This window comes from Candidatus Thiosymbion oneisti, from assembly GCF_004359955.1.
In the GTDB taxonomy this organism is placed as follows: domain Bacteria; phylum Pseudomonadota; class Gammaproteobacteria; order Chromatiales; family Chromatiaceae; genus Thiosymbion; species Thiosymbion oneisti.
In genome coordinates, this window is sequence record NZ_SMSC01000018.1 from 60,776 (window position 1) to 84,985 (window position 24,210).

General features: G+C 61.6%; 20 protein-coding genes and 1 pseudogene. 9 read left to right on the forward strand and 12 right to left on the reverse strand.

What is annotated here, in order from left to right; translation table 11 throughout:
• Window positions 1-18: 18 nt before the first annotated feature.
• A complete protein-coding gene (locus E1958_RS11950) occupies window positions 19-300 on the reverse strand; it encodes a BrnA antitoxin family protein (protein ID WP_133512077.1) in 282 nt (93 codons plus the stop codon).
• A 118-nt stretch (window positions 301-418) separates the two neighbouring features.
• Between E1958_RS11950 and E1958_RS11955 the strand changes: the two genes are divergently transcribed.
• Entirely contained in the window at window positions 419-880 is a 462-nt protein-coding gene (locus tag E1958_RS11955; RefSeq protein WP_089724287.1) for an OsmC family protein, read from the forward strand.
• 172 nt (window positions 881-1,052) lie between these two features.
• Here the strand turns inward: E1958_RS11955 and E1958_RS11960 are convergent, their stop codons facing one another.
• Entirely contained in the window at window positions 1,053-1,328 is a 276-nt protein-coding gene (locus tag E1958_RS11960) for a type II toxin-antitoxin system RelB/DinJ family antitoxin (RefSeq protein WP_133512078.1), read from the reverse strand.
• A gap of 118 nt (window positions 1,329-1,446) precedes the next feature.
• Window positions 1,447-1,779, reverse strand: coding sequence for a sulfur globule protein CV3 (locus E1958_RS11965; protein WP_133512079.1), 333 nt, complete (start codon window positions 1,777-1,779; stop codon window positions 1,447-1,449).
• Between the two features lie 654 nt (window positions 1,780-2,433).
• Between E1958_RS11965 and E1958_RS11970 the strand changes: the two genes are divergently transcribed.
• Both E1958_RS11970 and purE read left to right on the forward strand, forming a co-directional pair.
• Window positions 2,434-4,848: a cytochrome c3 family protein gene (locus E1958_RS11970; RefSeq protein ID WP_133512080.1), complete on the forward strand. Its 2,415-nt coding sequence runs from the start codon at window positions 2,434-2,436 to the stop codon at window positions 4,846-4,848.
• A 507-nt stretch (window positions 4,849-5,355) separates the two neighbouring features.
• The gene (gene purE, locus E1958_RS11975) at window positions 5,356-5,862 is read left to right on the forward strand and encodes a 5-(carboxyamino)imidazole ribonucleotide mutase (RefSeq protein WP_133512081.1); all 507 of its coding nucleotides are present in this window, start codon (window positions 5,356-5,358) and stop codon (window positions 5,860-5,862) included.
• 571 nt (window positions 5,863-6,433) lie between these two features.
• Here the strand turns inward: purE and E1958_RS11980 are convergent.
• The 3 genes from E1958_RS11980 to E1958_RS11990 are packed head-to-tail and all read right to left on the reverse strand — an operon-like array spanning window position 6,434 to window position 9,407.
• Complete coding sequence (locus E1958_RS11980) at window positions 6,434-8,050, reverse strand: NAD+ synthase (RefSeq protein WP_207787786.1); 1,617 nt, start codon at window positions 8,048-8,050, stop codon at window positions 6,434-6,436.
• A 12-nt stretch (window positions 8,051-8,062) separates the two neighbouring features.
• Window positions 8,063-8,500 (reverse strand): secondary thiamine-phosphate synthase enzyme YjbQ, encoded by a 438-nt coding sequence (locus tag E1958_RS11985; protein WP_133512083.1) that lies wholly within the window; start codon window positions 8,498-8,500, stop codon window positions 8,063-8,065.
• Window positions 8,501-8,543: 43 nt separating this feature from the next.
• On the reverse strand, window positions 8,544-9,407 hold the full coding sequence (locus E1958_RS11990; RefSeq protein WP_207787782.1) for a pirin family protein: 864 nt from the start codon (window positions 9,405-9,407) through the stop codon (window positions 8,544-8,546).
• 300 nt (window positions 9,408-9,707) lie between these two features.
• Here E1958_RS11990 and aroA point away from each other — a divergent pair, with 300 nt between their 5' ends.
• The 5 genes and pseudogenes from aroA to E1958_RS21300 form a co-directional block, all read left to right on the forward strand.
• Window positions 9,708-11,030, forward strand: a complete 1,323-nt coding sequence (gene aroA, locus E1958_RS11995; RefSeq protein ID WP_133512085.1) for a 3-phosphoshikimate 1-carboxyvinyltransferase — start codon at window positions 9,708-9,710, stop codon at window positions 11,028-11,030.
• The gene (cmk, locus tag E1958_RS12000) at window positions 11,027-11,695 is read left to right on the forward strand and encodes a (d)CMP kinase (protein ID WP_133512086.1); all 669 of its coding nucleotides are present in this window, start codon (window positions 11,027-11,029) and stop codon (window positions 11,693-11,695) included. The genes aroA and cmk overlap by 4 nt, the downstream gene beginning before the upstream one ends.
• 353 nt (window positions 11,696-12,048) lie before the next feature.
• Window positions 12,049-13,728 carry a 30S ribosomal protein S1 gene (rpsA, locus tag E1958_RS12005; protein ID WP_089724278.1) on the forward strand — a complete coding sequence of 560 codons (1,680 nt, stop codon included), beginning with the start codon at window positions 12,049-12,051 and terminating at the stop codon, window positions 13,726-13,728.
• A 211-nt stretch (window positions 13,729-13,939) separates the two neighbouring features.
• On the forward strand, window positions 13,940-14,308 hold the full coding sequence (ihfB, locus tag E1958_RS12010; protein WP_133512087.1) for an integration host factor subunit beta: 369 nt from the start codon (window positions 13,940-13,942) through the stop codon (window positions 14,306-14,308).
• Between the two features lie 42 nt (window positions 14,309-14,350).
• Window positions 14,351-14,830 (forward strand): annotated as a pseudogene (locus E1958_RS21300) (IS1595 family transposase); the annotation flags it as partial.
• Window positions 14,831-15,476: 646 nt separating this feature from the next.
• Here the strand turns inward: E1958_RS21300 and E1958_RS12020 are convergent.
• Window positions 15,477-16,214, reverse strand: a complete 738-nt coding sequence (locus tag E1958_RS12020) for an SDR family NAD(P)-dependent oxidoreductase (protein ID WP_133512088.1) — start codon at window positions 16,212-16,214, stop codon at window positions 15,477-15,479.
• Between the two features lie 404 nt (window positions 16,215-16,618).
• On the opposite strand from E1958_RS12020, the gene pyrE reads away from it, so the two are divergent.
• The gene (pyrE, locus tag E1958_RS12025) at window positions 16,619-17,188 is read left to right on the forward strand and encodes an orotate phosphoribosyltransferase (protein ID WP_133512089.1); all 570 of its coding nucleotides are present in this window, start codon (window positions 16,619-16,621) and stop codon (window positions 17,186-17,188) included.
• Here pyrE and E1958_RS12030 read toward each other — a convergent pair.
• The 5 genes from E1958_RS12030 to E1958_RS12050 form a co-directional block, all read right to left on the reverse strand.
• Window positions 17,144-19,558 (reverse strand): glycosyltransferase family 4 protein, encoded by a 2,415-nt coding sequence (locus E1958_RS12030; protein ID WP_133512090.1) that lies wholly within the window; start codon window positions 19,556-19,558, stop codon window positions 17,144-17,146. The genes pyrE and E1958_RS12030 overlap by 45 nt on opposite strands.
• A 10-nt stretch (window positions 19,559-19,568) precedes the next feature.
• Window positions 19,569-20,609 (reverse strand): glycosyltransferase family 4 protein, encoded by a 1,041-nt coding sequence (locus E1958_RS12035; RefSeq protein WP_133512091.1) that lies wholly within the window; start codon window positions 20,607-20,609, stop codon window positions 19,569-19,571.
• 257 nt (window positions 20,610-20,866) lie between these two features.
• Entirely contained in the window at window positions 20,867-21,700 is an 834-nt protein-coding gene (locus E1958_RS12040) for a DUF4214 domain-containing protein (RefSeq protein WP_165741977.1), read from the reverse strand.
• Window positions 21,701-22,214: 514 nt separating this feature from the next.
• The gene (locus E1958_RS12045; RefSeq protein ID WP_166664644.1) at window positions 22,215-23,630 is read right to left on the reverse strand and encodes a DUF4214 domain-containing protein; all 1,416 of its coding nucleotides are present in this window, start codon (window positions 23,628-23,630) and stop codon (window positions 22,215-22,217) included.
• 237 nt (window positions 23,631-23,867) lie between these two features.
• The gene (locus E1958_RS12050) at window positions 23,868-24,209 is read right to left on the reverse strand and encodes a transposase family protein (RefSeq protein WP_133512094.1); all 342 of its coding nucleotides are present in this window, start codon (window positions 24,207-24,209) and stop codon (window positions 23,868-23,870) included.
• Between the last annotated feature and the right edge of the window lies 1 nt (window position 24,210).

Genomic DNA, 24,210 nt, shown 5'->3' on the forward strand with positions numbered 1-24,210 from the left:
GCTTTGCCCATCCTACACCTACCGCCGCGAATTGACATATGCCATGAGCACTGCGTCCATCTGCGTCTGCCAGCCCTTGCCGGTAGATTTGAAATACTCCACCACCTCCGGCGACAGTCGAATGGACACCGGCTGCTTGGTTACGGCCACCTTTGGACGGCTGACGGGCCGGAGCGTTTCGAGCGTCTCATCCGGTAACTCGTAGGCAGCCGGATCGTCGGCAATCCCGGCGCGGATCTCGGCCTCTTCTTGGGTGGACGGCAGATCGAACACCCGACCGTGCTTAGATTCGACTTGCATAGGCCCTCACTTCTCGCGGCAACGCCTTGCGCAGGCTGATGATTCGGTACAAGCTATCGTTTGTGAAAATCGATAGAACCCAGACAGCCCACAAGCTTCAACAACGAGAGGAAGTCCCATGTCCGAAGAAGGTCGTTTCACCATCCACCTGGAGCAACGGGAAAACTACGAAATCAATGTCCGCTTCGACTGGAAAAAAGCCGCGGACCTCCTCCTGGACGAGCCGCCGCCCTTGGGCGAGGCCTCCGGTCCCAACGCATCCCGCTTGCTCGCCGCGGCCGCCGCCAACTGCATGAGCGCCAGCCTGCTCTACTGCCTGACCAAGGAAGAGCCACCTGCCAACAGCCTACGCACCGAGGCCACCTGTATCATGGTCCGAACCGAGAAGAACCGCCTGCGCATCGGCGGCATGGAAGTCAGACTGATCGTCAATGACGAGTTGGCCGGCGCCAAGCGCTTCGACCGCTGCAAGGACCTGTTCGAGGACTTCTGCATCGTGAGCGCCAGCATCCGCAAAGGCATTCCCATCAAGGTCTCGGTGGAAGACGAGAAGGGGCAGATATTGCACAGCTCGGAGTAGGCGTGCCGTGCCGGAAAACCGCACAAGTACAAAGGACGCAAAGCAATCCTGAATTGTTTGGCGTTGTCCGGAGGGAAAAGATCCCTCCTGCGTCGGGACAAGTTTGACGTGTTGCGTTCGACGCACCGAGGCTCGTTGATCTACGGCCAGGTCAGTACCCAATGCCATTAAGTTAAGTCCTGTAGGTCGGGTTAGGCGCGTCTTTCGATGGTGAAGGATGCAAACACTTGCGAGACGCGCCGTAACCCGACATGCGATCATGCATCGTGGCCCGTGTTTCTGCGTTCGGGACCCGAAACGCAAACGGGATCCGCTGCTCCGTAGCGACCCGCGCCAAAAAGACGCGCACGGCATCGGAGATAGACAATCCCATCGTCTCCGGAGCGTCGGAGGCCTGTTTCCTGACCTGCTCTTCCACCTGGACGTGGATCATCCTGGTAGTCGCCATGACCACCTCCTGTCCGTATGAAATACCTGGTATCCCGGATGCCGCTCAGCGAACAGGAAAGGCATGCATCGGACCGGCCCCCGGCTGCCGCTATTCCTACGCGGAGGTCACGCGAAGCTCATTCCGGAGTGGGCGGCGGTGCCGGGGTGGATTGGGCCGGGGCCTGTTGGACGCCATAGTGGCCGCCGTACCCATAAGGAGCACCCCAGCCATAGGGACCACCGCCCCAACCATAGGGACCACCGCCCCAACCATAGGGACCACCGCCCCAACCATAGGGTCCGCCGTACCCGTAGGGGCCACCGTACCGAGAGGGGCCGTAGCCGTCGTAGTAATCATCGTTGCCGCCGAAGAAATCATCCATCATGCCGAAAAAGGCGGATGCCGGCTGGGTAAAGAAGGCAGCGCCGGCGGTGATGACCGCGGCGGCGAGCTTACGCGTGTCTTTCATTGGCAAGTGTCTCCTGGTCTCGATTTTGGTCTGAACTCTGAACTCAAGGATGCGGGGTTCGACCTGAAAAATTCAAGTCCTCCATTATAGGCACGAAACCCGGTGTTTCTAAAGATGGGTCCGCACCTGCAATGAGGCTGCGGAAGCGTTTGAACCACGAAGGCGCAAAGCCCGTAGGTTGGGGTGAGGGACGAACCCCAACAACCAACTGACGACTACCCGCTGCGTCTTCTAGGACGCTGCGGTTCGATTAGCGGATTAGGGCGCATCTACTCGGTCCTCGACCGGCCGGATTGCGCCTAGCCTGATTTGATCCGGTTCGGAGGCTGTCTAAAAACTAACATGTTGATTTCAAAGCAGTAGGCTGGGTCGGGGGACTAAACTTAAGCAAACTAAACTGGCCCCTAAACGCTGGGTTTCGTTCCTCAACCCAGCCTACCGCCTACGCTGGCCTACGGCCCTTTCTGACAGCCTCTCAGAAAATCAAAGCCCAAGAGTCAGAGTTCCTGACCTGGCGCAATTCTTTACGTTTCCCAAGGGTTTTTTTCCGCCGACGCATTATCATTGGATGTGTAACGGGCGGTCGGCGGCGTGCCCCCATTGCCTTCTCGTCACGAATCCGACCTCCCACCCATCCGGACCAAGGAGGAAGTTATGAGGCGGTTGATCTCGATTGCGCTGGTTATGGCCCTCGGAGCGGTAGGCCCCCTCCAGGCCGCTGTTCCGGACAAGATCACATTGGAAACCGCGAAGGAAAAGGGCTGTCTGGGTTGTCACGAGGGCATCGAATCGATCCGTGAGGAGACCAGCGCCATGCTGGCCGCCATCAAGGCCCTGGGCAGACCCCAAGGCGATCCCGAGGGCTGCGTGGTCTGCCATGGCGGCAACCCGCGGGGCCTGACGGCCGCGGAGGCGCACCGAGGCGTGCCCGAGAAAGCGTCGGAAACGGGTCCCAAGATCTTCTATCCGGACCCGGGCAGCATCTGGATCGCCGACGCCACCTGCGGCCAGTCCGGTTGCCACCAGGGCTATCCCTATCGATTGGAGCGCGCCCTGATGAACACCGAGGCCGGCAAGATCCAGGGCAATCTGCACACCTGGGGCGTCGAGGAGGTCCAGAACTATAAGGTCCCCTGGGGCAACTACGCCGTCGAAGACACGGACGGGCTAACGCCGACCGTCGGCACCCAGGTCTACAAGACCTACATGACTAAGCTGATCGAGGAGCATCCGGATCAGCTACCGACCAAGCTCGATCAGATCCCCCTGCCTTCGGTCGAGGAGATCGAGGCCGATCCCAAGCTGGCGGGCTTCACCTATCAGCGCCAGCAGTGCCAGCGCTGCCATGTGGGCGTCAAGGGACGCGAAAAGCGCGGTGACTACCGTGGTATGGGCTGCTCCGCCTGCCACATCCCCTACGGCAACGAGGGCTATTACGAGGGCGGCGACCCGACTATCGACAAGGAAGAGCAGGGCCACATGCTGGTGCACCGCATCCAGGGCACCCGTGAGGCCAAGGTCAAGGTGCGGGATGATATGGTGTATTCGGGTATCCCCGTGGAGACCTGCAACTCCTGCCACAACCGCGGCAAGCGGATCGGCGTCACCTATCAGGGCCTGATGGAGTTCCCCTACGGCTCGCCCTATAACGAGCAGGGCAAGACCCAGCCCAGGCTGCACACCAAGCAGTACCTCTTCATCGCCGACGACCTGCACCACCAGTACGACCAGAGCCGACCCGAGAACCCCCAGGGCGGCATGCTGTGTCAGGATTGCCACACCACCATCGATATACATGGTGACGGCAACATCTTCGGCACTACCCTGGCCCAGGTCGAGATCGAGTGCCAGGACTGCCACGGCACCCCCCAGGCGTTCCCGTGGGAGCTGCCCCTGGGCTTCTCCGAGGAGTTCGGCAAGACGCTCGCCACCGAGGCCCGGGGACTGGGCGATACACTGCTCGCCGAGACCCAAGCCTACGCGACCCAGTATGACAAGCAGGATGGCTACCTGCTCTCCGCCCGTGGCAACCCCCTGGGCAATGTGGTGAAGGACGGCAAAAAGGTCGTGCTGCACTCCGCCACCGGTCTGGATTTCCAGGTCCCGCTCCTGAAGCAGTTGGCCGAAGACAACAGTTGGAAGAGCCCGGACGCCATGGTCGCCATGAGTAAGGTGACCAAGCACAACGAAAGCATGGAGTGCTACGCCTGCCATGCCTCCTGGGTACCCCAGTGCTACGGCTGCCACGTGCAGGTCAACTACGGCAAGGACCAGGACGGCAAGCCGTTCCAGGATACGGACTGGATCGCTGGCGGCAGCGAGCGGTTCGACGACGGCCAGACCGCCGAATCCCCCCTGGGCACCCATGGTCACAAGCGGCCGGGCAAGGTCTTCGAGAAGCGCTCCTATCTGCGCTGGGAGGAGCCGGTGCTCGGCATCAACGGCGAGGGCCGTGTGACCCCGTTGATGCCCGGCTGCCAGATCGTCTACACCGTCATCGACCGGGAGAACAAGGTGGTCGCTTTGAACCAGCTCGGTAAGTCGCCGGACGAGCAGGCGGCGCTCGGCCAGGCGCGGGTGCCGGATGCCATCGATATGGCCCCGGTACAGCCCCACTCGGTCCAACGCAAGGCCCGCACCTGCGAGTCCTGCCACAACAACCCCAAGGCCATGGGCTACGGGATCTCCGGCGGCGTCTTCCAGGCCCGCTATCCCGAGGACATCGTCGAGGACCTGATCGACCAGAAGAACGGCGAGCCGATCCCTGGCCGCTACCAGATCCAGATCCCCGGGATCCCCGCCCTGGACTACGACTGGTCCACCATCATCAAGGACGGCCAGCAGGTGCAGACCGTCGGTACCCACTGGCCCCTGTCCCGCGCCTTGACCAAGGAAATGCGCATGGGTATGGAGCGCACGGGTCTATGCATGGGTTGCCATCGTGAGATGAGCAATGCCGAACTCTGGTCCAAGGCCGCGACCGAGGGTCAGTTGACCGATGAGCAGCACATCGAGCTGATGAACAAGATGTTCAAGGCCTATGCGGAATCGGTGGAGGGGAAGAAGTAATCGGATCGTCCCTGATCCGAAGGGTGCCATAAGGCTTCCAATCATAGGAGCAGACCCGATCCGGCTTGCCATCCTGGCGACTTAAGTCCCAGGGTCCCCGGCAAGCGGGCAGGCAGGCAACGCCGGGAGCCGACATGCCGGAACCCGGCTGCCAGGGATGGCAAGTCCGCAGGCAGCAGCCCGCGTCCTTCCCGCGCGACTAAGGCGCTGAAATTTAGAGGCTGTCTAAAAAATCAAGGTGCCTTGGTCTCGCACTCGTTCCCACGCTCCAGCGTGGGAACGTCGTCTTGTCCGCTCCAGCGGACGCAGCTTCTCCGTGCTGATCGGCGTTGGCTGTTAGCCTACCAGGCGCTTAATCGACGCTGGAGCGTCGGGATCTGCTCCCACGCTGGAGCGTGGGGAGCCAGCCGAAAATCAATGCCAGTAGAAAATCAATAGGTTAGTTTTTAGACAGCCTCTAAGGCGCGTTGAAATAGGGTATAGACAACCAACCCGAGGAGATTCGATGTGACTACCCCGTTCGTTGCGGTCCTGATGGGATCCGATTCCGATCTGCCCACCGTCCAGGCCACCTTGGATGTGCTGTCCAAGCTGGAGATTCCGCATGAGGTGAAGATTACCTCCGCCCATCGCACGCCGGCCGCCACCCATGCCTATGTGAAGGACGCGGAAGGCCGTGGCTGCGCCCTCTTCATCGCGGCGGCCGGCCTGGCGGCCCATCTGGCCGGGACCGTCGCCGGACTCACCCTCAAGCCAGTGATCGGTATCCCCTTGGATGCCGGACCTTTGAAGGGGGTGGACTCGCTACTGTCCACGGTGCAGATGCCGGGGGGTATCCCCGTGGCCACCGTAGCCATCGGCAAGGCCGGGGCCAAGAACGCGGGCTATCTGGCGGCCCAGATCCTGGCCCTGGGCGATGCCGATCTGGCCGAGCGGATACGGTTGGAACGGGAGGAGAACGCCCGTGCGGTACAGGCCAAGGACGCGGAGCTGCAACGCAAGCTGCCGGGTTGAAGAGGGTGTCGCACAAGGCACCGATCTTCACCCTTTGCCCCCCTCTCGCCCTTTGACCCCTCTCCCGGCGAGGGTGTCGCAAAAAGGGTGGCGTCAGCTGCCAGTCGGTGAAATTTGAACCACAGAGGACACAGAGGACACAGAGAACGCAGAGCATTGGCCGATTCCTTTTCCATCTCGGGGTATTCGACGCCGGTCAGGGGCGGGAAGGAACCAGCCCAGGGACCGCATCGATTTTCCCATACTCAATCTTGCTCAATCCGATTCCGGCGGTGCGGTTCCGGCGCGCAGGATATTCGCTGCGCCCACCACATCATCGATGCGGTTCGCGCCCGGCGCTCACCGCATCTACGGGCTGTGCCCAACTACGAGTGAGAGGGTAGGGGCAGGCCCCTGTGCCTGCCCGCCCCTGTGCCTGACCCTCGGATCGGGCAACCACAGGGGGACGCCCCTAGGTGTTTTGAGTCTGCAGATTACGCGGATTTCCGCAGATGAAAAACAAAGCAATCTGCGGATCCGGGAAGCTGGCGATTAGTGGCTGGTAGCTGATAGCCGGCGACTGGTAGCTGGTTCAGAAACCGCTGGTGATGGGATAGCGCCGGTCGCGGCCGAAGGCCCGGCGGGTTATACGCACCCCGGGCGGTGCCTGGCGGCGTTTGTACTCATTGCGGTCCACCAGGCGCGCCACCCGTCGCACCTCCGCCTCCGGATAGCCTGCCGCCACGATTGCGGCGACACTCTGGTCGTCCTCGATGTAGCGTTTGAGGATCTCGTCGAGCAGATCATAATCCGGCAGGCTGTCCTGGTCGGTCTGATCCGGTCGCAGCTCGGCGGAGGGCGGACGTGTCAGCACCCGCTCCGGAATGACCCGCGAGCGCCGATTACGGTAGCGTGCCAAACGATAGACCAGGGTCTTGGACAGATCCTTGAGGGGCGCGAACCCCCCCGCCATATCTCCGTAGAGGGTCGCATAGCCTACCGCCATCTCGCTCTTGTTACCGGTGGTCAAGAGCATCTTGCCCTGCTGGTTGCTGATGGCCATGAGGATAATGCCCCGGCAGCGGGCCTGGATATTCTCCTCGGTGACGCCGGCATCCCGGTCTGGGAGCTGGTCTGCCAGCATGCCGAGGAAGGCCTTGAAGGCCGGCTCGATGGAGAGGATGCTGGCCTTTACACCTAGGATTCGCGCCTGTTCCAGCGCGTCATCCAGGCTCATGTCGGCGGTGTAACGCGACGGCATGAGTACCACCTCCACCAGCTCCGGACCCAAGGCATCCGTCGCTACCGCCAGCGTCAGGGCCGAGTCGATCCCTCCCGACAGACCCAGCACGGCCCCGGCGAAGCCGTTCTTGCGGACGTAATCCCGCACCCCGAGCACCAGGGCGCGATAGATGGCCTCCTCCCGTTCGAGCACGGGTGCCACGGCGCCCGGCAACGGGCGTGGCCGGTGCTCGAGATCCATATCCACGACCAGGGATGCCGCCTCGAAATAGGGGGCCCGATGCGTGAGATTCCCCGCTGCGTCGACCACGAAGGAGCCGCCGTCGAACACCAACTCGTCCTGTCCCCCGACCAGATTCGCGTAGATGATCGGAATTCCGTGCTCCTGCGCCCGGAGCCGGACCAAAGCCTCACGCTCCGGGGCCTTGTCGAGGTGATAGGGCGAGGCATTGATATTGATCAGCAGCTCGGCACCGGCCGCCGTGGCCTGGCGCGTCGGGCCCTCCTCCCAGATATCCTCGCATACCGTAAGGGCGATGCGTGTCCCCTTGAATTCCAGGATGCCGGGGCCGTTTCCGGGCTGGAAGTAGCGTTTTTCGTCGAAGACCCTGTAGTTCGGCAGAAGCTGTTTCGCATACTCGGCGATGACCTGACCGTCGCTTACCAGGCCCGCCACATTGAACAGGCCCCCCAGCGCCGCCTTGGGGTAGCCCAAGATCAGCGCCATCCCCCGCGTCTCGGCAGCGATCCGCCTCAATGCCGCCTGGGTACGCTCGGTGAGCTCGGGGCGCAGGAGCAAGTCCTCCGGCGGATAACCGGTCAGGGTCAGCTCCGGGAATACCAGCAGGTCCGCTTTCTGCCCGTTCCGTGCGGCATTTGCCGCCGCAATCACCTGATCCCGATTGCCGTCGACGTCACCGACGAGCAAATTCAGTTGTGCAACCAGGATGCGCAGCCTCAGGGGCATTTCCATTGTCGCTCACTCCCCAAACAGCCGCAAGCCAACCGTCCGCTCCCGTGGTCCGTCCAGCTCCACCAGCATGACGGATTGCCAGTCACCGAGATCCAGATCCCCGGCAACGATCGGGATGACCTCCGAACTCCCGACCAACATCGCCAGGAGATGGGAATGGGCATTCTCCGGCTCGTCGAGTGGGCAATCCCGCAGCTCGATGTCGTTGTGCAGATAGGCCTCCCCCGGCGGGACTAGGCGCGTGAAGAAGCGCCTGATGTCCTCCAGCAGCCGTTCCTCATGCTCGTTGATGGTGATGGCCGTCGTGGTGTGACGGGAGGTCACAGTCAGAAATCCGCAGACCATGCCGCTATCTGCAACCAGGCTACGGATCTGTGGCGTGATGTCGTGCAGGGCGACACCGGGGTCGGTAGGAATCGTGAGGATGCGGTGGATGTTGATCATAGGCGGCGTTGATTTGGGATTTGGCAGCTGTGCAGGATGAGGATCACTCGCCGGGTATTGCGGCGCGCTCTTCTTCGTCGCCGGGGATCAGGGGAAACTTGCGCTCGGTCCAGTCACGCTTTGCTTGCGCAATGCGCTCGGGATTGCTGGAAACAAAATTCCAAAACAGGGTACGCGGCCCCAAGGGCTCTCCACCGAGTAGGACGAAGCGTGCCCCAAGGTCCGTCCTAATCACAAGGTCGCCATCCTTTTCGAAGACCAGCATGCGAGGCTCGGCAAGCACCTGCTCCCCGACCGAGACACTTCCCGTCAGTAAAAAAAGTGCGCGTTCGCTGTAGGCTTTTTCGAGCTGCAGCGTTGCACCGGATTCCAGGGAAGCGTCGACATAAAACATCGGAGAATAGATCTCCACAGGCGATTCTGCTCCGAATGCACTGCCGACGAGCACTCTGAGTGTGACCCCCTTGCGGGCTACGATCGGTATGGAGTCTTGGGGGTGACGAAAAAAGGCGGGCTCGTCCTCTTCGTTTTCCTCGGGTAAAGCGACCCACAGCTGAATGCCATGTATCCTCTTTTCCCGCTTGCGAAGTTCAGTGGGAGTGCGTTCCGAATGCACGATTCCCTTGCCCGCGGTCATCCAGTTGATGGCTCCGGGGGTGATGGTTTGGTGAAAGCCCAGGCTGTCGCGATGATCGATGTTCCCCTGCAGGAGGTAGGTGACCGTCGCAAGTCCGATGTGGGGGTGAGGACGCACGTCCAGATTTTGCCCGGGGCCGAAGGTCTGGGGACCAAAATGGTCGAAGAAAACAAAGGGTCCCACGGCGCGATAGTCCGGAGCCGGCAGCACCCGACGCAGAGAAAATCCGCCTAGATCTCGGACCTGGCCTTCAATGAGCTTGGTTGCCATAGGACTGTCTCCACGCATAGGCCTCACTGTGTCTTTCCGGTAGGGGGTGCCGGAATCCAGGTGCCATGGCTGGCAACAACAGGAGGCTCTGAACCATTACCCAAAGGATATGTTTCAGCAGTGATTATCATTTGGTAGCTCTGGGTCCAACCGTGCCGCAGTCAAAAACCGCAGTCACATTCGAGTATAATCCAATACTTGAAGAATTAGGGGGCCGCGTGTTTATACCCCTGGGGGGTGGCTGAACCGCGTTGTCTTCGATCGATTGCGACCCATAGGATCTCCGGGCGGACAGGCAGCTTGAGCACGGCTTCGGATCTAGGCTTCCAGGTAAGGCCCGGCGGCAGGCTGCGCGGGCGTCTCCGGGTGCCCGGAGACAAGTCGATCTCCCACCGGGCCGTCATGCTCGGCGCCATCGCCGATGGGGTAACCCGGATCTCCGGTTTTCTGGAAGGTGCGGATAACCTGGCGACCCTCGGTGCCTTCCGCGCCATGGGGGTCCCTATCGAGGGGCCGGAGGTTGGGCGCGTGCGCATCGCGGGGGTTGGGCTTAGGGGTCTGCGCGCCCCGCGTTCGGATCTGGATCTCGGCAACTCCGGCACCTCCATGCGATTGCTCGCCGGGTTGCTGGCCGGGCAGCGGTTTGCGACGACGCTGGTGGGTGATCCCTCCTTGAGCAAGCGGCCGATGCGGCGGGTTACGGAGCCCCTGGAGCGGATGGGCGCCCGGATCGAGACCACGGATCCGGGCACTGCGCCGCTGCAGATCGCGCCGGTCGCTGGGCTGCGTCCGATCAGCTACGCGCCGCCCGTGGCCAGCGCCCAGGTGAAATCCTGTCTGCTGCTGGCCGGGCTCTATGCCAAGGGCGAGACCTGCGTCACGGAGCCGACACTGACCCGGGACCACACCGAGCGGATGCTCGCGGCCTTCGGCCATCCGGTCCGTCGTGCCGGGTCGCGGATCTGCATCACGGGGGGCGGACGGCTGTCCGCCTGCCGTCTCGATATCCCGGGGGATATCTCCTCCGCCGCTTTCTTTCTGGTGGGGGCGAGCATCGCCCCCGGCTCGGACCTGACGCTGGAGCATGTAGGCGTGAATCCGACCCGGATCGGGGTGCTGAACATCCTGCGCGCCATGGGCGCGGATATCCGGCTCACCAATCCGCGGAATGCCGGTGGTGAGCCGGTGGCGGATGTGCGGGTACGCGCGGCCCCGTTGCAGGGCATTGTGATTCCGCGCGACCAGGTGCCGTTGGCGATCGACGAGTTTCCGGCCCTGTTCATCGCCGCCGCCTGTGCCCGGGGCGAGACCTTGCTGACCGGCGCGGAGGAGCTGCGGGTCAAGGAGAGCGACCGGATTCGGGTCATGGCGGAGGGTCTGGCGGCCCTCGGGGTGGCGGTCGAGCCCCGCGCCGACGGCATCAGGATCCGCGGCGGCGGCTATGGCGGTGGCCGGGTGGACAGCGGCGGCGACCACCGGGTCGCTATGGCGTTCGCCATCGCGGCCCTGCGGGCCGGGGCCCCGATCGAGGTCCGGGACTGCGCCCATGTGAATACCTCCTTCCCGGGCTTTGCGGCTCTGGCCGCCGGGGTTGGACTGGGCATCGAGGAAAGGCGGGCATGATCCCCATCGTCACCATCGATGGTCCATCGGGGACCGGCAAGGGCACCATCGCTGAGCTTCTGGCCCGACGGCTGGGTTGGCACTGCCTGGACAGCGGCGCCCTCTACCGGACACTCGGTTTGGCCGCGCAACGCCGGGGGCTCGATCCGGACGCGGTGGCGGCGCTGGCGGCCTTGGCCTCGACCATGCAGGTGGAATTCCGGGATCGGCGGGTCTTGCTGGATGGCGAGGACGTATCCGAGGCCATCCGTACCCAAGCGGTGGGCAACGCCGCTTCCCGGATAGCCGTCCACGGCCCCGTGCGCGAGCGGCTGCTCGCCCGGCAACGAGAGGCGGCGAGCTTGCCCGGTCTGGTGGCCGACGGACGTGACATGGGAAGCGTGGTCTTTCCGGACGCGCCCCTGAAGCTCTTCCTGACGGCGAGTACCGAAGAACGGGCCGAACGTCGTTATAAACAGTTGAGACAAAAGGGGTTGGATGTTAGCCTTTCTCCGCTTGTCAGGGAGATTCGCGAACGTGACGAGCGTGATGCTAGTCGTTCCGCGGCGCCGCTGAAACCGCCCCTTGGGGCACTGGTGGTGGATACCACCGCCATGACGATCGCGGAGGTGCTGGTCCGGGTCCTGGAAGCCGTGAAGCGCGTCTTCCCGGATGCGACCGATTAGCGTCCGGTATACCGTTTTTCGCCGATCGTTTCAGAGCCTGTCTGGGTTACGCGTTCGTAGCGAGGAATCGAGGGGCACAAAGATGAGGATTTTCCGCTCGATTGGGGCGAAAGCTTAAGCCTATTTAACGAAATCGAGCGGGAACTCCGATCGGCCGCCTCGATTCCGCACCTCCTCAAATCCGCAGGAGAACAGCCGTATGCCAGACAGGCTCTTAAGTTGCGGGTGGCCGTGCCGACCTAGCCGGCTGACCCTTCCTAGCTGGTCCGCCGCGCGGCGACGGGCCCTAAGTTCAACCCAAGCCCTTGCCCGGAAGGGACAAGACGACGCCTGCGTCAGGATACCTTGAACCCATGACCGAAAGCTTTGCCGAACTCCTCGAAGAGAGTCTCTCCGCTACCCAGCTGCAGCCCGGCACCATCGTCACCGGTACGGTGGTGGATATCACCCCCGATACGGTGATCGTCAACGCTGGCCTGAAGTCGGAAGGTGTCATCCCCAGGAACCAATTCTTCGATGCCGAGGGTGACCTGGAGGTTGCGGTCGGCGACCAGATACAGGTCGCCCTCGACGCGGTCGAGGACGGCTCCGGCGCTACGCGTCTGTCGCGAGACAAGGCGAAACGCCATGCCGCCTGGGAGTTCCTGGAAAATGCCTTCGAGGCGGCGGACACCGTCAAGGGCCTTATCAGCGGCAAGGTCAAGGGAGGGTTCACGGTCGATCTCGGCAGCGTCCGCGCCTTTCTCCCCGGCTCGCTCGTGGACGTGCGTCCGGTACGCGATACCAGTTATCTGGAAGGCAAAGAGCTGGAGTTCAAGATCATCAAGCTGGACCGCAAGCGCAACAATGTGGTGGTGTCCCGCCGTGCCGTGGTAGAAGAGGAGTACAGCGCCGAGCGTGAGGCCCTGCTCGAAAGGCTGGAAGAGGGCATAGCAATCAAGGGCGTCGTGAAGAACCTGACGGACTACGGCGCCTTTCTCGACCTGGGGGGCATCGACGGTCTGCTGCATATCACGGACATGGCCTGGCGGCGGGTCAAGCACCCCTCGGAGGTGGTCGAAATCGGCGACGAGGTCACGGTCAAGGTGCTCAAGTTCGACCGCGAGCGCCAGCGGGTCTCCCTGGGTCTCAAGCAGATGGGCGAGGATCCCTGGGTCAATATCTCCCGGCGTTACCCCGAGGGTACCCGGGTCTTCGGTAAGGTCACCAATACCGCTGATTACGGCTGCTTCGTAGAGATCGAGGAGGGTGTCGAGGGGCTGGTCCATGTCTCCGAGATGGACTGGACCAACAAGAACATCCACCCCAGCAAGGTCGTCACCCTGGGTGACGAGGTGGAAGTGATGGTACTCGACATCGACGAGGAACGTCGTCGCATCTCCCTCGGCATCAAGCAATGTCGGATAAACCCCTGGGATGAGTTTGCCGCTAACTACAAGAAGGGCGATCACATCAGCGGCAAGATCAAGTCCATCACGGACTTCGGTATCTTCATCGGCCTCGATGGGGGCATCGATGGCCTGGTGCACCTGTCGGATATCTCCTGGGATGAGTCCGGCGAGCAGTCCCTGCGCCGTTACCAGAAAGGCGATGAGCTCGAGGCCGTGGTGCTCTCGGTCGATCCCGAGCGCGAGCGTATCTCCCTGGGGGTAAAGCAGCTCGATAAGGATCCCTTTTCCTCCTTCGTCGCCCTCAACGAGAAGGGCAGCGTTGTCACCGGAACCATCAAGGAGGTGGACGCCAAGGGCGCGACCGTGGTCCTGGCCGACGGCGTCGAGGGCTATTTGCGCGCCTCCGAGATATCCCGCGACCGGGTCGAGGATGCCCGCGCGGTGCTCAAGGTCGACGACGAGATCGAGGCCAAGTTTGTCGGTGTGGATCGCAAGAATCGCACCCTTTCGTTGTCCATCAAGGCCAAGGATATGGATGAGGAGAGCGCCGCCATCAAGGGGTATGCCCGTGATGCGCAGGCCGGTACCGCCACCCTGGGCGACATCCTCAAACAACAGATGGAAGAAGATCAGAAAGATTGAATCCTCTCCTGAACGGACGGCCCGTGCGTGCCGGGTATTGGGTAGTGGTTAAATTTAAATGCGACCTAATGCTTTGAACTCCACCGTTTTGCCATCCCTGGCCCTGGATTCCGGCAATCCCTGCCGGAATGACGAGGGAGGGGTTGGCAGACTTCAGCATTTAGAATTTATCCACTACCGGGTATGAATCTTGTCTGCGGAAACGAGCGTGATGACAAAATCGGAGCTGATTGAGCTGCTCGCGGATGAGCAAGCGCATCACCTGGTCTACCGAGATGTGGAACTGACTGTCCGCTGCATCCTGGAGCAGATGAGCAGTACCCTCGCTGCCGGTGGACGCATCGAGATCCGCGGCTTCGGCAGCTTCTGCCTGCACTACCGCCCGCCGCGCATCGGTCGTAATCCCAAGACGGGTGGTCCCGTTGCTTTGGCGGGAAAGCATGTTCCCCACTTCAAACCCGGAAAGGAGCTGCGCGATCGCGTCAATGCCGCCTTCATGGCAGAGCAGGCCCAACAGCAGGACCAGGCCGCAGCCGACCAGGAAGCGTCCAAGGCGGCAGACACCGACGACGATACCTGATTCGTTCCCCTGATCGGTGCATCGGTGCAGCAGTGGACACCGATGAGAATTCCTGATTTGTCCGAAGCCTGTGCGGCGGAACTTGCCAGCTTGTGCTGGCCCGATGGCTTTCGCTGCCCACAGTGCGGACATGACCACGGTTGGTATTGCAGCACGCGGCGGCATTATGAATGTGCTCGCTGCTCCCATCAGACCTCCCTCACCGCCGGGACCCTCTTCCACGGCAGCCATGTGCCCCTGACCAAATGGTTCTGGGCTCTGTACTGGGTTGGCACCGACACGGGTGGAATTTCGGCCTTGCGTCTGTCCCAGCTCATCGACGTCCAGTGGCGCACGGCCGACTCCATGTGACACCGCTTGCGGGTCGCCATGTGACACCGCTTGCGGGTCGCCATGGGCCAGCGCGACAGCCGCTATCGACTCACCGACTTGATCGAGGTCGACGATGCCTACCTGGGTGCGAACAAGACCGGTAAAGCCGGTCGTGGTGGTGGACGAACCCCCATCTTGGTTGCCATTGAGAAAGCCGAAGGGTAGTGGTTAAGGTTTAAATGGAAACATCGCCACGAGCAGTCTGTCGGGCACGCCACAAGCTGCACTCCCTCTCCCTCCGAGGGTGTCGCAAAAGGCACCGATCTTCGCTCCTTTGACCCCCTCTCCTCAACCTCTCTCCCGGCAGGAGAGGGGCTTTTACGACACCCTTCCGCCGGAGAGAGCCTGCCCCGAGCGCAGCGAGGGGGCCGGGGAGAGGGGATCAAATAAAGAAATGGGGTGTGGTTAATGAACCGCTCTACGCTAACCATTTAAAAATGGCTCTTTATGGATTCCAGACTGCCAACGATAGTGGAAGGGTACCGCCGGACGTTTTGGAGTGCGGCGGCAACCTGACCCCGATGCTTACCGGAATCTACAGTGCCAGGCATAAGTGGGGGTCGGCCAAGTGGCACAATCCTGCCGCCGCTTTGGATTGGACCACGCATCAAAGGTGTTGCGGTCAGGGGAAAGCGCCGTCGCCGCGGCGCAGGTGGAACCTGAGTGCCCGGATTCCCGGCGAACGCCGCTGGTATCCCCCGTGGCTGAGGTTCGATGCGGCCGCGCCGCTTTGCCGGCGCACTCCAAAGCAGTCCGGAGACCATAAAGAGCCGGGCTGAAATGTGGCAAAGTAGCATCAGAGGGATAGGCGCTGGCCGGTAACGCCCACCGCATCCGGGCCGAGCAGATACAGGTAGCTCCCCGTCACCGTCTCCGCACCCGGTAGGCGGCTCGGGTCTTCTCCGGGGTAGAGTCGGGCGCGCAGTCCGGTGCGGACGATCCCTGGGTCGATGCCGTTGACCCGAATGTTGCTGCTGTCCCGCGTCTCCTCGGCCAGGGTCTGCATGAGGCCCTCGATCCCGAACTTGGCCGCGCAGTAAGCGCCCCAGTAGGCCGCGCCCCGGCGTCCGATCCGGTCGAGGGTAAAGATTACCGAGGCGTCGTCCGCGGCGCGCAGCAAGGGCAGGCAGGCCTGGGTGAGCAGGAAGGGGGCGGTGAGATTGATGCGCAGTACGCGCTCCCACTCGGTGGCGTCATAGTCGTCGATCCGGCTCAGGAAAGGGGCGAAGGCGGCGCAGTGGACGAGTCCGTCCAGGCGCCCGAGCTCCCCATCGATCAGCCCCACGGCCCCCTGCAGGCCCTTATCGTCCACTCGCTCCAGGTCCAAGGGCAGGATGGCCGGTTGCGGTGCACCGCCGGCCTCCAGCTCGTCGTAGAGGGGCTCCAGGTCACGCTGCTCCCGGTCTGACAGGACAAGGGTCGCGCCGTACCGGGCGCAGGCCGTGGCAACGGCATGCCCGATGCCTTCCGCGGCCCCGGTCACAAGGGCGACGCGCCCGGCGAGGAGATCGGGGTTCGGCTGATAGTTTTCCATGGCTCAGACACACTTGCGCAGGTTGCTACTTGAATGGTAGGGCGAATGCGTATCAATCTTACCGAAAACATGGCCGTGGCAGACCTGTTTGCCCGCTGAAACTGTTTTGATCCGCAGATTTCTACAGATTAAAAATGAAATAATCTAGGTAGTGGTAATTTTTCAAGTGAGAGTTAAGTCTTGGCATGATGGAGCGACTCCGACGGCTGCGCCCGAAACCGGAAGCAAGCAACCCGAATGTTCCCATAGGCACAAACAGCCCTTCTCCCTCCCGGAGGGTGTCGTAAAAGCCTTCCTCTGGCTTTAGTTTCGATACGGTTAGTAAGCATTAACCACTATCCAAGCCTGATGTATCCTATTGAGCTTCCGGTTTTTTAATGTAGAGAATACAGCTGGAGAACATAATGCAGGCGAATCGGGACCGGCTACGGCAGATTGTCGATGAGAAATCCCTGATTATCGGGCAGGATATGACGCTAAGTGCGGGGCTTTCTTCTTCCTTCTACTTCGATTGCAAGAAAATCACGCTGAACGGGGAGGGATTGGCACTGCTCGCGGATGTCCTCCTGGAGGAAATCGACAAATTCCCCGAGCGTCCGTCGGCAATCGGCGGCCTCACCCTCGGGGCCGATTTCATGGTGGCAGCTGTCGTCATGCGCGCCCATCAGATAGGCCATCCGACCATCAACGGTTCGATTGTGCGGAAGGAACCCAAGCAGCATGGCACGCGCAGCCACATCGAGAACGAAATGCCGCGGGGCACCAGGATCGTCGTGGTCGATGATGTGATAACGACCGGCGGCTCCACAGCAAAGGCGTGCGAGCAGTTGCTTAAGGGCGGCTACGAGATTGTCGGGATCCTCGCCTTGGTGGACCGCGAGGCCGGCGGTGTCGAGAACTTGAGACGAGAGTACGGCTGTAATGTGCACTCAATCTTCAAGAAAAGCGATTTCCCGCGCATTGCCGCGGGCTGAGGTGTCAATTCCGTCCGCAATCATCTGCCAGTCGTAGCGGTTCTCTACCAGTTCTCGGGCTCGCCGCACGGTGGCCTCGATCTGCTCGTCCTTCCGCTCGCTCTTGAGTCTTTCCCTCAGGCGTCGAATGGCCGCCGGGAAATCGCTAATCGGCGCCTGCCACAGGTGTTCTCCCGGGCGCAACTCCAGCCCCCGGTTGCCGAACTCGGTGGTGAGTATGGGGATACCCGCGGCTGCGTACTGGAGCATCTTGAGGTTGGTGCCGGAGCCGGTGGTAATCGGGTTGACGGCCAGATCGACCGCTTCGGTGACGACCGTCAGCTCGGCGTCGTCCAGGATGCCGAGCGGGTAGAGGTTGTTGGCCTGCGACTCGATCGCGGTGTACCCGGAGACGCTCCCGACGGTGAGAAAATCCGCTTCGGGACAGTCGTGGGCGATCCGCTTCAGGTATCCCAATGCCTCGATGTTGGGTCGGTGACCACTACCGACGAACAGCACGCTGAGGTGGCGGTCGAGACCGAGGTCACATTGATTGGAGCGGCGCTCTGCGCGGGTTACGAAGCGGACGGCGCGGGCATCCACACCGTTCGGGACCAATATGGCCTGTGACCGGACACAACCATAGAGCGCTTGCAGACGGTGGGCGTCCGGTTGCGAGCACACCATAATGCGCTCGGCCCGGGCGCACAGGGACGCCTCCGCTTCCCGCACCCGTTCCAAATAAAAAGCCGCCTCGGCACTGGCGGCGAGGATTGCCCGCTTCATGTCGTACTCGACATTGTGGGCCTCGTACCAGAGGGGTCCAACATAGACCTCGGCGATGGCGGGGTAGAGATAGGGGTGCGAGGCGATGACCAGATCACAGCAGATCGTGGCGCGCGCCAGGTGCTCGAGGTACGCCGGGGTGAGGCCGTAATGCAGCAGCGAGGCGATATCGCCCACTGAAGCGGCGAGCTTTCGGTTCAGGGCCTGGCTCATTTCGAGGTGGGCGGGGGACTTGGCTACCCGGATCTCCCGGAGTCCGGGTGCAAGGTCCAGCGCTCCTGCGATACTCGCGTCGTCGCAGAGGGTTATCAGGGTGACCTCGACCCGCCGCGCCAGCGCCCGGTAGAGGTGAAAGATCCGGCTTTGGCCCCCACCTCGGGGCGGGTATACGGGAAAATCGACGGCGACCACGAGTCTGCGTCGTCCGGTGCTCACCGCTCCGTGCCCTTGCGGTTCGCCCAGTATCTGCGCCACTGTCGACGGCCAGTCGAGCCCGCTCACTCGCTGTTGCGCCCGCCCACCCATCCGCATGGTTTCCGAGCGGTCGGCGAGCATGTGCTGCATGGCCGCAGCCAAGGCCGGTACCTCCGGGGCCACACAGAGCCCCGTGACCCCGTGCTCGACGAATTCGTTGACACCCCCTGCGTCCGTGGTGGTCAGCACCGCCTTGCCGGACTGCATGGCCTCGATGGTCACCAGGCCGTAGTCCTCATCGTAGGGCACGAAAGGGACAAAGAGGGCGTTGGCGTAGAGTCGGGTCAATTCCTGGTCACTGATGTGGCCGAGGAAGCGAATCCGCGGGTCCTTTGCGGCCAATACCTGTAAGGCTTGGGCCTGGGGGCCGGTACCGGCGATGCGGAACTCGATTTCGCCCCGGACCTGTCGGAAGGCACGGACGAGCAAGTCTAGGCGCTTGGGGTGATCCAAGCGGCTCGCGGTAAACAAATAATTATAGCCCCCGGTCTCGAAGTGCGGCAGGTCCGACGGATGGTGGACGACCGTGACCTGAGCACCGGGTGGGAAGTAGTCTTCGCGCCCGGCGACATTGCGCGAGATCGCCAGGTAACGGCGGATCGCGGTGGGGGCCAGTGCGATGTGGTCCAGGAAGTGGACGATGCGCCGGGTCAGTGGACCGGGGAACGCGAAGCTGTCGGGGGAGAGTGACGGGTCGTCGCGCAGGCCGAACAGCAGCTCGAAAAAGGGCTCGAGCTCCGTGCGGTCACGGCGCGAGGTATTCATGGCGTGCACGAGTGGCTGCAGGGGCGCCGGTATCTCTCCGAGCACGGTCGGCAATCCCGTCAGCTGGTAGGTATCGTAGAGGCCCCTGAGCTTGTGTTGGAGGTAGCAGTAGTGGTTGGGGTGCGCCACCATCCAGGCCGGGTACTTGGTGCTGATAACCAGATCGAAGTGGGCCAGATCCAGTCGGCTGAAGCTGCGGTAGCTCGTCATAAGCTCCCAGAAGCCTTGTTCGGGACTCGGCAGCTTGATCAGCTCCGCGTGGTGTGGCGTGTGCTGGTTGAGGGCGTGCAAGAGCCCCCACCACAACTTCTCGGCGCCGCCGACGAGAAAGGGCACCCCACTCGGGGCGACGATTGCGATTCGCACCAGTCCCGCCTCAGGTCCCAGCGGTGGGTCCGAGCAACCGCGCGACGACCCGATCCCAGCTGATCTCCAGCTCCCGGTAACGCCGGCGCCCGGCCCGCCCCAGCTCGACCGCTAGTGCGCTATCTTGGTACAAGCGGTCGATTGCGGCCGCCACGGCGGTGGGCTCCGGATCGACAATCAAACCGGTGCGCTCATGCTCGACGAGCTCGAGTGGTCCCCCCGAATCCGTGCAGGTGATCACCGGCTTCGCGGAGAGCATGGCCTCCAAGGTGACATAGCCGTAATCTTCTTCGTGCGGACCGAAGAAGACGGCGTGGCAGCGGGCATAGTAGACCAGCTTCTCCTTCTCGCTGATGGGTCCGAGTAGGCGTACCTTGTGCCCCAGCCCGTAGGTCTCGATCAGGTGTTGGTAACGTGACTGATGACCGCCGGCGCCGGCGATCAGAAAGCCGACCGGGCTCCGGGTCATGCGCGCGGCCTCGATGAGCAAATCCTGGCGTTTCAGCGTCTCCAGACGGGAAGGGAAGAAGATATAACCGTAAGCCGGCTTACAGAAGAAGCGATCGGCGTTGTACGGCGGGTGATAAAGGGGCTCCACGTCGAGCCCGTTGAAGTGGCGGAGACGCTCCGCGATGCGGACTGAATTGGCGAAACGGTGCCTGATGCGACCGATCATCCGGTCGTCGAAGACCCGGATGCGGTCACGCAGCCGCCGCTCGTCCGGGGTCGCCCGGGTCTCGTCATAGAGCTCATAAGCGGCGCGGTGCTGGTGCATAAGCCACAGGACATGGTCGTCGTGGAGCACCCCGTAACCGGGAAACTGCAGGCTGATGACCTTATCGATCCGCACCCCGTTCGGCTCCCTGAGGTCATAATCCGCACAGAAATCCATCAACGTGGAGATGGCCGCGGGCGGCGAGAACCGGAACGGAAACCGCAGGCACACCACGTCGTGACCGTGCCGGCGCAAGGCCGCTGTCAGACCCTCAATGTGGTAATCGGCTCCCCCCGGCATGAAGGGCACAATATTGGCGGTTACCAGAATCTTCATGCTATCAGGTCCGATTTGCGGATTTTGATGTCGTGGCCCGACCCACCGCCGGGAGCCCCTGGTGTAGCCGCTTCGCGGGCAAGATCCCGCTGTGTCGGTTCCGGCTCCGGTATCTCAGATGGTTTCTCTCGTTCCCACGCGCCGCGTGGGAACGCAGAAGCTCCGCGCCGCGGAGTGTTTCGGAAACTCGTAGCCGCTGCTGCATGGGCCTGATATGCTTGATTTTCATGAGGATTCAGCTCAATTGAGAACGCCCCCTAGGGTGCCCGTTCCGGCGTTTGTTCCGGTACCTCAGATGGCGCCACTTGTGTCGGGGATCCGAGATCCTCGGCCACACTTGCCCCGCCCCTATCCGCAACGCCAGCGCACGTCTGGGAAGCAACGGCATCGAGGCGGGAAGCGGTCTGGCATGCCTGGTGCTGTAAGTGCTCGAGCCGGCGTTTGAACTGCATGCTGTAGCAATCGCGCTCCTGCAACGCCTGGTGCAGGTTCTGGTATAGGTCCTGGTGAAATTCCTCTAACCTCCGACGTAGCTCATTCAGCTCAACGACGAGGTCGAGGCCAGGGTCGAAGGCGCAGATGAGCCTTTCCCAGGCCCCCAGCACAGGTTTCAACAGGCGCTTTCCAGGTAGCGGCTTGAACAGAGCAGTCCACCGCAACCCACGTACCCGCACCCGATGCCGTTTCGCTTCTTCGGACCAGAGGATACTCGCCAACACAAAGGCCCGATTTCCACCAGCATAGAGGCCCGTCCGGTAGAATCGATAATCCGCTTCGTTAGGTGTCCGTTTCAGGATCGCCTGATAGGCATAGGCAAGGAAATTCGCTTCCGGAACGGCGAGAAAATCACGGAGTCGATAGGCCTCTTTTTGTGCAAACGAGCCGAAATAGGATACCGGCTCCTGTTTTTGTGCAAACAAGCCGAAATAGGATGCCGGCTCCTGCGGAAAGGGAGATTCAAGACCTGGTTGCTGCGGATCAGCACCGTATGTGGGGGCCTGGTCCTGTTTCCGGGTCTCCTCCCGAATACGGGCTATCAAGTCGTCGAGATCCAGGGGCTTAGGGTCCGGGGAAGGCGCTGTATTTATCACTGGAATGGGGGCTCCGTGTGACTTTTCGTAACCTAAGCCGGCGATCGCTTGCCAGGTCGCAAGGCCAGGGCGAGTGCGTATAATTTTCAATTTCCAGTCGGCACCCGCTGCAACAGTAGCCCCTCTGCCTGGCGGCAGAGAGGTCATGGCTGTAGGCGCCGGCTTGCTGGTGCAGTTTCCCCTCTCCCTTGGGAAATGGGGTTGGGAGTGAGGGCGAAACCCGGTAGTGCCGGCTTGCCGGTGCCGAAGTGGGCTCCAGCCGACTCACAAGCGTGGGGATCCTAAAGTACGGCCAAGCCCACGCCTACCAACCCCGTCGTTGCACTGGACTGCCTGACCGACATCCTTTATCCGCAGATTGTCGCAGCTGCTTGCATTCTTTGACTATGCAATATGCATAATCTGTGTAATCTGCGGATTCAAAACGCGACCTAAGGTTCCTTAAGTAAACCAACCTGTTTAGCGACCTGTCTGACAACAGGCAGCCAGACAGGTAGCTCACACGTTCCTTCACTCAAGGATTGGAGAAAACATCGGCTATGCCCGGCTTCATGGCCCCATACTTGTCCCAGATTCCCCAATGGGCACCGTTGGTCCCTTGCTTGGGCGTTTTCCACGGCTCATCCATGGCTTCGAAGTAGAGATAGTTGACTGCGTTGGCCCGGGCCCAGGATACAAACTCTTGGAAATGCCGGGAGAAGTTTCCCTGAGAAGCGACCGCCGCTCCTAAACTTTCTCCCGCACTTGGCCAACCGGTCTCGCCGATCCACACTTCCTTGCCGCCCGTAGCAGATCGGAGGTCCCGGAAGGCTGCGTCGAGAAGGGTCATGGCACCGTCGATTCCCTCCCGCGCCCAGAACGGATAAATGTGGGCTGAAACGAAATCGACCGCATTGATCAAAGTAGAGTTTCCTCGGTAGGAGAAGGTGACGGCCCCATGTGACACAGGCAGCTCGGTCTCGGCCTTGACTCGCTCGATCAACACCACGAGTTCATCAAGCGGTAGGTCATTGTGCATGAGTACTTCGCTACCAACGACCAACCTATCCGCCCAGCCATTGCGTGCGGCATCGATGATGCAGTCGATCTCCTGCTGGTTCGTCTCTAAATCGCGGTCAATCCAGGCCCCCAGCGCAACCTTAAGCCCGTGTGTCTTGGCGCGGCGGGCAAGCTCATTCAAACCGTTCGTGCAGCCGAAGGTACGGACCCACCGGGTGTGGGGCGCGACGACCCGCAGCAAGGCGTCCAATTGCCCCGCACGCATGCGCATATCCCTACCATCGGCGGGGTCCTGATATTTGACTTCCCCAGTCCGATAATTGCGCTCCGGACACACATAAGGACCGACGTTGAGTCCGCTCATGCGGTAGTCGATGACAGTCGGCTTAGCGGCAATGATGCGCTCGCCTGCATCACAGATCTCGCCGAGATCGCTTGCCTCGACCTGAGCGTGACAAAGCAGCAACCCGGCGTCGGTATAGCCCTGCCGGTGCCGTTCCAGCCGAGTCACGAAGTCATGTGCAACCGCGGCGCGATTGTCCAACACAGTACGGTCCTCGTTCCGGGCACCATACAGGATGTCCAGGCTGATACGCGGCAGACTGCTTGTACCGGATTGGAGTTTGCTCACATAGTAGGCGAGACCCTTTGGTTCGGGATCCCTGCCGAACATCTGGAAATAAAGGTTGGTGACGAGCTGCTCGTTGTCCATCCCGCCGAAACGCTTCTCGAACTCCTCGGAGGTACCGAAGGCATCGATGATGGATACCAGAGAGTTGCCTTCGGCCTCAAGCCGCTTCGCCCAGTAGTCGAGACCGCCGACATCCGGTGGTCTGCCATAGTAGGCGATATAAATCTCGATGATGGCCGTTTCGTAGGCGTCGAACGTTCGAGACTGACACTGGGCCAGGCCTCGCGGCCCGAATCCCATCAAAATACAGACCAGCATCACAGCTGGAAACCATCTGACGATAGCAGAGCGACTTGAGAATAGCGTCATTGTTTCCTCCTTAAGTCAGATTTGAGATCGGGATCCGGAAGGGAAGGTTGAACGGTTATAGGATATGTGTCAGATCCAGGGTACCGCACCATCGGTCTGGGTCATCCCGACCGACGAGGAAGAAATGATCGCTCGTCATACCTTGCGGATTCTCGCATCAGGGGAATCTCACGGGACCTGACAGCCGTCGATCGTCACCACCTCGCCCGTGCTCAGCTCGGCGACCGAGCGGGTCCACGCCACGAAACCGTCCTGGAATGCGTTCTGTGATCGCCTCGCCATCACCCAGCCCAAGCAGTCTGCCGAGGAAATCCCGTTGGCGTAAGGCAAGAACTGACGCAACCCGTCCAGCTGGGTACGGCTCAACGTCCAGATGCCTTCCCAGCCTTCCGCTCCACTGACCACCGCGCAAAGACACAACCGCAAAATTTCTTCCAAATCATCGCGCTGGTTCTTGTCCAAACGTAGATCTTTAATCGCCGAAAAATGCGACAGTAAATCAGTATACATA